Origin of the sequence: Cohnella rhizoplanae (genome assembly GCF_948329515.1) — a bacterium.
GTDB classification, from domain to species: Bacteria; Bacillota; Bacilli; order Paenibacillales; family Paenibacillaceae; genus Cohnella; species Cohnella rhizoplanae.
On sequence record NZ_CAOJCN010000002.1, the window covers coordinates 113,378 to 123,729 of the forward strand.

12 protein-coding genes are annotated in these 10,352 nt (G+C 63.7%); 7 read left to right on the top strand and 5 right to left on the bottom strand.

Annotated features, from left to right (window positions below; all coding sequences use genetic code 11):
- Positions 1–92 precede the first annotated feature (92 nt).
- Positions 93–293 (top strand): CsbD family protein, encoded by a 201-nt coding sequence (locus PQG80_RS04795; protein WP_271750052.1) that lies wholly within the window; start codon positions 93–95, stop codon positions 291–293.
- 204 nt (positions 294–497) lie between these two features.
- Here the strand turns inward: PQG80_RS04795 and PQG80_RS04800 are convergent, their stop codons facing one another.
- Both PQG80_RS04800 and PQG80_RS04805 read right to left on the bottom strand, forming a co-directional pair.
- A complete protein-coding gene (locus PQG80_RS04800; protein ID WP_271750053.1) occupies positions 498–1,499 on the bottom strand; it encodes an oxidoreductase in 1,002 nt (333 codons plus the stop codon).
- A gap of 13 nt (positions 1,500–1,512) precedes the next feature.
- Positions 1,513–1,881, bottom strand: coding sequence for a MerR family transcriptional regulator (locus PQG80_RS04805; protein WP_271750055.1), 369 nt, complete (start codon positions 1,879–1,881; stop codon positions 1,513–1,515).
- A 221-nt stretch (positions 1,882–2,102) separates the two neighbouring features.
- On the opposite strand from PQG80_RS04805, the gene PQG80_RS04810 reads away from it, so the two are divergent.
- A complete protein-coding gene (locus PQG80_RS04810; RefSeq protein WP_271750057.1) occupies positions 2,103–2,549 on the top strand; it encodes a hypothetical protein in 447 nt (148 codons plus the stop codon).
- A gap of 131 nt (positions 2,550–2,680) precedes the next feature.
- Here PQG80_RS04810 and PQG80_RS04815 read toward each other — a convergent pair whose 3' ends face one another.
- On the bottom strand, positions 2,681–2,890 hold the full coding sequence (locus PQG80_RS04815) for a hypothetical protein (protein ID WP_271750059.1): 210 nt from the start codon (positions 2,888–2,890) through the stop codon (positions 2,681–2,683).
- Positions 2,887–3,876 carry a carbon-nitrogen hydrolase family protein gene (locus PQG80_RS04820; protein WP_271750061.1) on the bottom strand — a complete coding sequence of 330 codons (990 nt, stop codon included), beginning with the start codon at positions 3,874–3,876 and terminating at the stop codon, positions 2,887–2,889. The genes PQG80_RS04815 and PQG80_RS04820 overlap by 4 nt, the downstream gene beginning before the upstream one ends.
- A 164-nt stretch (positions 3,877–4,040) precedes the next feature.
- Between PQG80_RS04820 and PQG80_RS04825 the strand changes: the two genes are divergently transcribed.
- Positions 4,041–5,474, top strand: coding sequence for an aminotransferase-like domain-containing protein (locus tag PQG80_RS04825; protein ID WP_271750062.1), 1,434 nt, complete (start codon positions 4,041–4,043; stop codon positions 5,472–5,474).
- Positions 5,475–5,507: 33 nt separating this feature from the next.
- Here the strand turns inward: PQG80_RS04825 and PQG80_RS04830 are convergent, their stop codons facing one another.
- Positions 5,508–6,185 carry a hypothetical protein gene (locus tag PQG80_RS04830; protein ID WP_271750065.1) on the bottom strand — a complete coding sequence of 226 codons (678 nt, stop codon included), beginning with the start codon at positions 6,183–6,185 and terminating at the stop codon, positions 5,508–5,510.
- A gap of 529 nt (positions 6,186–6,714) precedes the next feature.
- On the opposite strand from PQG80_RS04830, the gene tsaE reads away from it, so the two are divergent.
- Genes tsaE through tsaD form a run of 4 tightly spaced genes read left to right on the top strand, consistent with a single transcriptional unit; the run spans position 6,715 to position 9,578 of the window.
- Positions 6,715–7,257, top strand: coding sequence for a tRNA (adenosine(37)-N6)-threonylcarbamoyltransferase complex ATPase subunit type 1 TsaE (gene tsaE / locus PQG80_RS04835; protein WP_271750066.1), 543 nt, complete (start codon positions 6,715–6,717; stop codon positions 7,255–7,257).
- Complete coding sequence (gene tsaB, locus PQG80_RS04840) at positions 7,241–8,035, top strand: tRNA (adenosine(37)-N6)-threonylcarbamoyltransferase complex dimerization subunit type 1 TsaB (protein ID WP_271750067.1); 795 nt, start codon at positions 7,241–7,243, stop codon at positions 8,033–8,035. The genes tsaE and tsaB overlap by 17 nt, the downstream gene beginning before the upstream one ends.
- 23 nt (positions 8,036–8,058) lie before the next feature.
- Positions 8,059–8,520 (top strand): ribosomal protein S18-alanine N-acetyltransferase, encoded by a 462-nt coding sequence (gene rimI, locus PQG80_RS04845; protein ID WP_271750489.1) that lies wholly within the window; start codon positions 8,059–8,061, stop codon positions 8,518–8,520.
- Positions 8,517–9,578, top strand: a complete 1,062-nt coding sequence (gene tsaD, locus PQG80_RS04850) for a tRNA (adenosine(37)-N6)-threonylcarbamoyltransferase complex transferase subunit TsaD (RefSeq protein ID WP_271750068.1) — start codon at positions 8,517–8,519, stop codon at positions 9,576–9,578. The genes rimI and tsaD overlap by 4 nt, the downstream gene beginning before the upstream one ends.
- Positions 9,579–10,352: the final 774 nt, after the last annotated feature.

Here is a 10,352-nt window from a genome sequence, read left to right on the forward strand (position 1 = left end):
CGTATCCGGCGGGTCGTCCGCTGTTTGAAAACGCTGTCCGCCGGGTAATATTCCGTATACTAAAATTAAGCACGCGAAGGGAGAGGCTCTATATGGATCGCAATACGGAAGGCTGGAGCGACAAAATCAAAGGCGCAGTCAATCAGGCGAAGGGCGAAGCCAAGGATCAGTGGGGCAACCTCACCGACGATCCGGGTCTCCAAGCAAAGGGCAAATGGGATAAAGTCAAAGGCAAGGTGCAGGAAGAGATCGGCGAGTGGAAGGAAAATACCAGAACTCGCACCGATCGCTAATCCGTAATCCTCCGATATATAGCGTTCCGAGCCGGCCTATGCGCCGGGGAGGGAAACGCAAAAACACAGCCTGCACCCGCAGGCTGTGTTTTTGCTGTCTGTCGCCGCCGGCATGCCGGCTCGGCAGGTCGCGGCGACCCGGCATGTCACTGCGATAAGCGCATATGAAGCCGTATCTCGGTTCGATAAGGGGCCAACCCTACTTTAATCGCCGCTAAAATGAATGCCCGTCATGCGTTCGCTAAGCGTCCACAACCGCCGGGCGATATCCGGATCGACCGCCCACGGCACGACGCCGGGACCCGGAGGCGACTCCGGCGACGTCATCGCGGCGATATCGGCATCCTCGCAGTAGACGCCGCCCCGCCCGTCCAGCTGCGCGCTGGCCGCGCACCAGACGCTCGTCGCGGCGCCTTGCGCGACCGTCTTGAACTCGCGGCTCTTGTCGTGCGCGGTGCGCCGGCCCTGGTCGTCGAGCGCGCCCATCGCCCGCATCTCGTCGTCGGACAGGTGTCTCGACAGCTCCGTGACGATCGTGCCCGGATGAACGGCGAACGCCCGCAAGCCGTGCGCATAGCCGATCCGGTCCAACTCGACGGAGAACAGCACGTTCGCCGTTTTGGATTGGCCGTAAGCCTGCCATTTTTCGTATTCGCGGCGTTCGTAATTCGGGTCGTCCAGATCGACGCCCGCAAAACGGAGCGCCCGCGAGGACACCGTAACGACGCGGGCGCCGCAGGCCCGTTTCAGCGCGGGCCATAGCCTGGCCGTCAGCTGGAAATGCCCGAGATGATTGACCGCGAAGTGAGACTCGTAGCCGCGGGCGTCCCTCGTCAGCGGGACCGCCATAATGCCGGCGCCGTTCACCAGCATGTCGAGCGGGCGATCCGTTGCGAGGAAGCGCGCGGCGAACGCGTCGATCGACGCGGGGTCCATCAAGTCCATCGCCTCGAGCTCCACGCGGGGAATGCCGGCGACCGCCGCGGAGGCTTTGTCCGGCGTACGCGCGGGTACGATAACCGTGGCGCCGGCTCCCGCCAGTACGCGGGCCGTCTCCAGCCCGAGTCCCGAGTAGCCGCCGGTCACGATGGCGATCTTGCCGCTGAGATCTCGGCCGCCTAACGCTTCGGCAGCGGTCGTCTCGCTTCCGAACCCCGATGGGATGGGCGCTTGCGGCGTAATTGTATAGTTAGCTGTCTTCAGCATGTGGTATCGCTCCTTATTCCTTGGACTGGATCAATTGCTGGTAGTTCTCCAGCTTATAATTCATCACGCCGAGGATGTCGTGCAGCTCCGCGAGCTGCCGCTCGATGCCGAGTTTATGAGCATGCAGCGTGCGGTAGCAGGCTTCGAAATCTCCCTCGTTATAGTAGCGGATATACCGCTCGATCTCCTTGAGCGGCATTTGCGTTCGTTTAAGCTGCGTGATAAAGGTAAAGCGGGCGAGATCCGACTTGGAGTATGCGCGATGCCCGTTTTCTTTGCGCTTCACCGCAGGCAGCACGCCGATACGCTCATAGTAGCGGATCACATCGATGCTCAGCCCCGTCTCGTTCGATATATCGGCGATCGAATAAGTGGTTTCCATTTAGACGCTCCTTCTGACGGCAGCCCGGCCGGCCTGCTCGAATATCGTAATACCTGAACCATGGTTAAGGTCAAGCCCGTCTGCCCGGAAGAGATGCCTTCTCACGGCAGGCAGCGGCCTGCAAGCCGAATTGAAACGTCAGGGTCATACGGGCCGTACCTATTGCATAGGATCGACTGAGAAGGAAGTGGACAGGCCTGCGGCCTGGAGGGGCGGTAAACATGGATAAGAAGGCGTCGATGCGCGTGATTCCAGTCAAGTACCCGTTGGGTCTGAAGCAAATATCGGGGTTCTCGCTGCTATTCATGCTCTCGCTCGGCAATCTGCTCCACGACGCGGACCAGGAGCTCTGGTATGTCCAGGCGGCGATGATGGCTTTGTTCGGCGGATGCATCGTCTATCTGCTCGCGCGCCGGACCGCCTTGAAGGCGGAGCTCGTGCTGTCGGGCAATCGGCTGATCGTCAACGGCGTCGAGATGACCGGCGCGTCGCTGCGCGAGATGCGTCTAGACCGCGGGCTCCTGGGATTGGTTCCGCACGGCAAGCGGATCGTGCCCATTCGCTTTTGCCTGGATCTGCAGGACCGGAGCATGGGCATCCTGCTGCTGAGATGGGCGGAAAAGCAGGGCGTCCCCGTGCGGCAAGGGACGTTCATGCGCTGGCTCTAAGGGCCGATCGGGACGCTTATTCCTCCTCGAAATCGATGATCGACTTGCCGGCGGCAAAGAGAATGGCGACGCCGCCGACCATGCAGAGCGACAGGATTATAATGTACAACATTTACGTTCACCTCCGACAATCAGCGATTTAAAATAGCGAAAAACGCGGCAAGTGCGATGGCGATACAGAGCACGTATATAAGGCCTAGCCGCGTCCACTTTTTGCCCGTGCCGCTGCCATAGCCCGTATTCTCGTTGCGGTTCGCGTTCGACCAGCCGACGGCGAGCGTAGCCGCCAGTCCCGCGATCATGACGACGATTACCGTGCCGATCAAGAAGGACATATTCATTCGGGATTCTCCTGCCTCTCCGATAAGTGTGCGCCTGAAGCCGGCGTAAAACGCACGGCCGCCTTTGGCCGCTCGTCCACTTCCAGCCGGAAAATGTCCGGCCTGTTGTAATGCCCGGCGGCGTCGAAGTCGAACCGGCTGCGCGCGATCTCGCCGAGATCGAGATCTGCGTACAAGATGCCGGACTCGCCGTAGAGAGGCGGCGCGAGATAGTCGCCGAGCGGGCCCACGATCGCGCTCCCGCCTCGGCATACGTCTTCTCCTGACGCCGGTCCCGTCTCGCCCGGGAGGTCGTCGGGATAGTCTTCGGCGGTCGCGTACTGGTTGGCGGAGAGGACGAAGCAGCGCCCTTCGCAGGCGATATGACGCAGCGTCGACTGCCAGGTATCCCGGGCGTCGGCTGTCGGCGTCACCAGAATGTCGACGCCTTTGGCGTACATGGCCATACGCGCGAGCGGCATGTAATTTTCCCAGCAGATCAGCCCGCCTATTCGGCCGAAAGGCGTGTCCACGACGGTCAGCGTGCTGCCGTCCCCCTGACCCCATAGCAGCCGCTCGGCGCCCGTGGGCATGAGCTTGCGGTGTTTGCCGAGCAGGCTGCCGTCGGGGCCGAAGTAGGCGATCGTATTGTAAAGCGTGGATCGGCTGAACTCGGCGGCGCGCTCCACGACGCCTATGACCGCGTATACGCCTGCCTCGCGCACCGCTTGGCCGATGAGCAGGGTCTCCGCGCCGGGCAGCTCGATCGCGCTCTCCCAGTGACGCTGCCAGAGCTGCCTGCCTTCCTGCGAGCGGCTTCCGATCTTGGCGCCGAACCCGAGGCCGCGCGGATAACCGGAGACGAAGGTCTCGGGGAAAACGACCAGGCGCGCGCCGAGGGCCGCGGCTTCGCGGAGCGAGCCGGCAATCCGCTCGAGCGCCGAATTCCGATCGAACAGGCGGGGCGCCGCCTGTACGACGGCAACGCGGACGGATAATGAATTCATGGCGCACCTCCCTGCGGTTTTGCTACAAGCATAGGCGTCATCTCCGGTGTCCGCATCCTCCAATTCGCAGGTTTTCGTGCCATCCAATTCATCATCCAATTTCGTTCTTCTATTCTTGCCTGACGATCCGGATACAAGGATAATGAGGGCATGGAGGGATGAACGTGTGGCAACCCGATCGCGGGCTGGACAAGCCGGTCTATAGGCAGATCGCCGATTACTTCGAGCAGCGGATTATGAGGGGGGAGTTGACAGCGGGCAGTACCCTGCCGGCCGAGCGCAAGATGGCGGCGGAGCTCGGGGTCAACCGAACGACCGTGATTCAGGCATACGAGGAGCTGCGGGCCGCGGGGCTGGTCGTGCGCAAGGCGGGAAGCGGCACTACCGTCGCGGGAGGCGCCGCTTCGCCGCTTCGTTCGGCGGATTGGCGGAGGTACCTGGACGTAGGCACGATGCTCCCCAATTCGGATGCGATGCGGCGTATTCGGGCCGGCTTGCGCAAGGAAGCCGGACTGGTGGATTTCGCGAGCGGCGAGTTGTCCGAGACGTTGTTCCCCGGCGAGACGATCCGCGGCATTTTTGCCGGCCAGCCGTACGACGGGCCGCTTGGCTACGACGATCCGCAGGGCTACGGGCCGTTCCGCGAAGCGCTGGCTTCCTTTTTGTCGCGGCATCTGCGGATCGGCGCGTCGGCTTCTTCGCTGTTGATCACGTCCGGATCGCAGCAATCGTTATTTCTGATCATGCAATGCCTGCTTAATCATGGCGACGACGTGGCGGTGGAGACGCCGTCGTACTGCTTCTCCCTGCCGCTCCTCCAATCGGCCGGGCTCCGGGTTCATCCGCTTCCCGTGGGCGCGGAGGGCATCGATCCGGACGACGTCGCGCGGCTGCACCGCCGGCATCGGCTCAAGATGCTTTTTCTCAATCCCAATTATCAAAATCCGACGGGAACGGTGCTCGCGGCCGACAGAAGAAGGCGCCTGCTGCAGATCGCGGAGGATGCGGGCATTCCGATCGTGGAGGACGATCCGTTCAGCCTGACCGCATTCGACGGCAAGCCGCCGCTGCCGCTCAAGGCGGAGGACCCCGGCGGACGCATCCTGTATGTCGGATCGCTGTCCAAGATCGCGGCGTCCGGACTGCGGGTCGGCTGGCTGGCAGGACCGCAAGAGATCGTATCGCGGCTGGCGGACGCGAGGCAGCAGATGGACTTCGGGATGAGCGTCATCCCGCAGTGGCTCGCCGCCAAGCTGATCCGGGGGGATGTCTTCGACCGCCAGATCGGAAGGCTCCGCGCGCAGCTCGCCGCCAGAATGGACGAGCTGCGGGTCAGCCTCGACTATCATCTGGCGGATCTCGTGTCTTACGCTCCGCCGGGCGGAGGCTTGAACCTGTGGGTCAAATGGCTGGGGGAGGGGGATCCGAGGCAGCTGCGGACGCTCGAGCGCGCGCTGGCTGCGGGCGTCGCGTACGTGCCGGGTCAGGTGTTCGGCGCGGAGGAAGCCAGCTTGCGCCTCTGCTACGCCAAGCCGGCGGCAGGGGAGATCGAGCAGGGCGTGCTGAGGCTGAAGAAGGTTTTAACGAGCCGGCGATAGGCGGTATCGATTGCCTCGCCGTTCTCTAGTCGTTCACCTCGCCGTCTCATAAGGAACGTCGGCATGGCCTTGGAGCGATTCTCGCTGCATTCCAAGCAGGGCCGGGACGGGTTCGCTTTTTTTGAAGGTAAGCGTAGCGGCGGATCGGGCCTCCGCGACGCGGTTCACCCTGCGATGATGGAGAAGCCACAGGCCTGCGGCAAGCGCCAGACAGACGAGTGCCGGGGCGGCGACGCTTGACTTGCTCCACGGGGCGGGGAGGTCGAATAGCGAGTACAGGCTAAGGCACGCGCCGATCGCTGCCGCCTGATAGGGGACGATGATGGCGGGCGAAGCGGACAGCTTGGCGAGGTTGGCGGGCACGGCCGCGCCATTCAGCCGCATGGCGCCGCGCCACAAGCGCCAGACGCCCGGCAGGGCGGACAGCCAGATGCCGGCGAGCGCCAGCGCGAGCATCGGGAGATGCAGCCCGGCCCGGTCGATCCAGGAGGCGCTGCCTGGGGACCCGGCCGGGCCGTATACGGCTGCGGCCGCACCGATCGCCGACAGCGAGGCGAGGACCGTCCACGACAGCAGCTTGCGCGATCTGCGGGCCAGCCGTTCGGCCGACCCGTAGTACAGGAGCCGGGAAGCCTTGGTGCCGGCCGTCCATGCGGACGCGAGCAGGAGCAGCGTGAATCCCGCAGCCGCGCCGTATAAGAAGCTGTGCATGCGATTATCCTCCGTTCAATATCTCATTAGTGTCATCATAACGCGCGGGCGCGTCCGTCCGGCACGTACCCGCGGCACATCCTGCCTCCGACCTCGGACGGGGCGCGGGTCGACCTGGGGAGGGCGGGGCCTGCCGGACGGTGCGGGAGTAAGACGCCGACGCATTGCTATTTCGTCTAGGTGGGGGTTTTTCGGTTAAATAAGACGCCGGCGCATCGTTATTTCGTCTGCCTAGCGGGTTTTCGGTTGAATAAAACGCCGGCGCATCGTTATTTCGTCTGACTAGCGGGTTTTCGGTTAAATAAGACGCAGGCGTATCGTTATTTTGGCTGTATCTCGAATTTGCGTTCTAAGTCCGATGCGGGGATATTGGCGTGCCAGCGTCCTTGCCGGCCCGACGCTCTTGAAGCCGCGCGATAAGCGGCTTCATCTATGACGTTCTGCCTCCCCAAGCTTTGCAACTTCGCCCCCGCCCCGATATAATTAAGAACAACCTGCGGGCAGTCCGCAATGAAGGAGATTTATCGCGATGAACGACTGGAGCGGAGGCGGCGAAAAAGCTGCCGGCGCAGCGATCTACGCGCTGGAGCTGCGCTCCGAAGCCGATACCGTGCGGCTGGCAGAGAAGCTGGCGGGTCTGTGCGCCCCGGGCGTATTGATCGCGCTGGACGGCGATCTCGGCGCCGGCAAGACCCGGTTCGCCAAGGCGTTCGCTGCCGGGCTCCATGTGCCGGGTCTCGTGAACAGCCCGACTTTTACGATTATCAAAGAATACGAAGGCGGCAGATTGCCGCTCTATCATATGGACGTGTACCGCCTGACGATCGAAGAAGCGGACGAGTTGGGCTTGGAGGAGTACTTCGAGGGCGACGGCGTCTCGCTGGTGGAATGGGCGTCGCAGATCGAGCCGCTGCTGCCTCCGGAGCGGCTGCACATCCGCCTCGAACTGACGGGGGCCGAGAGCAGGCTTGCGGTCATAAGGCCTCGCGGCGCGCGGTATGACGCATGGTGCCAAGCGCTGGGATTGCGGGCGGCGGAAGGGGAGGGAAGCGGCGATGACGCTAACCGGTAAGGAGAATGCGAGGGACGGCGAGCCGCTGGTGCTGTGCCTGGACACGTCCACGGCCGTCCTGGCCGCGTCGGTCTGCAGGGGGGGCGAGGCGCTCGCCGCCCGGCAGTCGCATGCCGAGCGGAACCATGCCGTCAGGGTCGTGTCGGATCTCAAGGCGCTGCTCCTAGAAGCCGGCGCACAAGAGATCGACGCGATCGCGGTGGGGCGAGGCCCAGGCTCGTATACCGGCGTGCGCATCGGCGTATCGGCGGCCAAGACGCTCGCATGGGCCTGGGACAAGCCGCTCGTCGGCCTCTCTAGCCTAGAGGTGCTGGCGATGGGAGCCGGTCCTTATTTGCGCGGGGAAAAGCCTGCCTCCGACGACATCGCGGGCGCAGCCGGAAGGCCGGTCTGGGTCGTGCCGATCATGGACGCAAGGCGCGGGCAAGTGTACGGCGCGCGCTTCGAGACGACTGACGGCGCCGATTGGCGGCGGCTGGACGATGACGGCATCCGGCTCGTTGGAGAGTGGGGCCGTTCGCTTGCGGAGCGGGCTGGCGAGGCGGGCGCGCTGCTGCTGTTCGCCGGCGATATCGGCCCGCATGCGGAGGCGATCGGGGCGCTGCCAGGCGCAGCCGCGTTGCAGTTGACCATGGATGCGGGCGAGATGGGACGCCTCGCGGCCGCGCGTCTGGCAAGGGGGCAGGTCGAAGACGTTCATGCCTTCGCCCCCAACTACACGCAGCTGACCGAGGCGGAAGTAAAGCTCGGCGGCGCCGGGACGGAGGGACAGGCGTGAGCGATCCGATCGAGTTTCGTTCCATGACGCTGGCGGACATCGATTCGATCGTCGAGATCGAACGCGAAGCCTTTACCGCGCCATGGACGCCGGAGGCTTTTCACAACGAGTTGACGCAAAACCTGTTTGCCAAATATATGGTAATGGCACGCGGCGGCGACGTGCTCGGCTACGGGGGCATGTGGCTGATCGTAGACGAAGCGCATGTCACCAACATCGCGGTCCGCGAGGCATACCGGGGCAAGGGGCTTGGAGAACGGCTGCTGCGCGAGCTGATGCGGACGGCGAGCTGGCTCGGCGCGGCGCGTATGACGCTCGAGGTCAGAGTGACCAACGAGCGCGCTCAACGGCTGTACCGCAAGCTTGGTTTCGGCCCTGCGGGACTCAGGCCGGGCTACTACTCGGACAACAACGAGGATGCCCTGATCATGTGGGCGGACCTGGATCCGTCGCTCGGCCGGGAGAGCGGGGGGATGTCGTCATGACGATCGCGGATCAAAAAGACGGCGGTCTGCTGCTCGCGATCGAGACGAGCTGCGACGAGACGTCGGCGGCCGTCGTGCGCGGCGGACGCGAGGTGCTCTCGAACATTGTCTCGAGCCAGATCGAGACGCACCGTCGCTTCGGCGGCGTCGTGCCGGAGATCGCGTCGCGCAAGCACGTCGAGAGCATCACGATGATCGTGCAGGAGGCGCTGTCGGAAGCAGGCGTATCGCGGCGGGACATCGACGCGATCGCCGTTACGCAGGGGCCCGGTCTCATCGGGGCGCTGCTCGTCGGCGTCGTGGCCGCCAAAGCGCTGGCGCTGGCGCTGGACGTGCCGCTGATCGGCACGCATCACATCGCGGGCCATATCTATGCCAACCGTCTCGTCGGCGAGATCGTGTACCCTGCGCTTGCGCTTGTCGTATCCGGAGGGCACACGGAACTGGTGCTGCTGCCGGAGGAGGGCGTCTTCCGGATCGTCGGCCGCACGCGGGACGACGCCGTCGGCGAGGCGTACGACAAGGTGGCGCGCGCGCTTGCCTTTCCTTATCCGGGGGGGCCGCACGTGGACAAGCTCGCGCGGGAGTCCGGGGAAGAGGTCGTCCTGCCGCGCGCGTGGCTGGAAGAGGGCTCCTACGACTTCAGCTTCAGCGGGCTGAAGTCCGCCGTGCTCGCGGAGATTAACAGGACCAAGATGAAGGGGCTCGATCCTTCCTTCGGGGGACTCGCGCGAGGCTTCCAGAACTCGGTGGTCGACGTCGTGACCACGAAGGCTATGCGGGCTGCCGCCGAGTTCGGCGCCCGTCAGCTGCTGCTGTGCGGCGGCGTCGCTGCCAATCAGGGGATTCGCGAACGGCTGGCCGCTCTTTGCAGAGAGGCCGGGCTGCCGATGCTCGTACCGCCGATGTCTCTGTGCAGCGACAATGCGGCCATGATCGGCGCGGCTGCGGATCTGAAGTGGCGCCGCGGGCAGTTCTCGACGTTGGATCTGGCCGCGGCCGCGCAGGTCTCGCTGGAAGAATGGTCGGTAACCGACAATGTTCGTAATGTTTTATAACCTTATATGTTAATTTGGTTGACATGAATATATGCGCATGTTAAAGTAATGGCATACCCCCTTTTGAAAAGCGCTTGATCGATTCGACACCGACCCCGTCGATCGTTCAGGCGCTTTTCTGCAGCTTGCTTCTGTTATCTAATCGACGGATGACGCGGGGTTCGGGACTTGGGCGTGTGCGTCGAACGGGCCGCTCGAAAAGCGTGTTGACTTCCGCTCCGCCGCTCGCATATAATAATGACCAATCGAACAAACGTTAAACGCATTGAACGGGAACAGTAGGGAATTCGCCTGAATCAGAGAGCTGCGGGTCGGTGCGACGCAGCGGACGGCAACCCCGAACTCGCCCGGGAGCGGACGGACTGAGCGCCTGCGAGGCATTAGGTCCATACGGTTAGCCTCCGTCAGAGGGCGCGGCGGTGCGGTCATTCGCGCTGCTGCTAAGGTGGACCTTCGTTCGACCGCTGCTGCGGCCGGGACGATCGTCAACGAGAGTGGTACCGCGGTAGGCTTTGGAGCCCGCCGTCTCTTAGGAGGCGGCGGGCTTTGTGTTTTTTGAAGGGTCGCAATCGACAGGAAAACGGCATAACGAGATCAACGCGATGAACAGGAGCAGTAGGATGGGCCCGGGAATAGCAGAGAGCTGCGGGATGGTGCGACGCAGCCGATGGGCATCCGAACTCGCCTGGGAGCGGATGGGCGGAACCGCACGCGCGGCAGCGCGCGGCGGCACTACGTCCATACGGCCGGCCCCCGGTACAGGGCGCCGCCCGG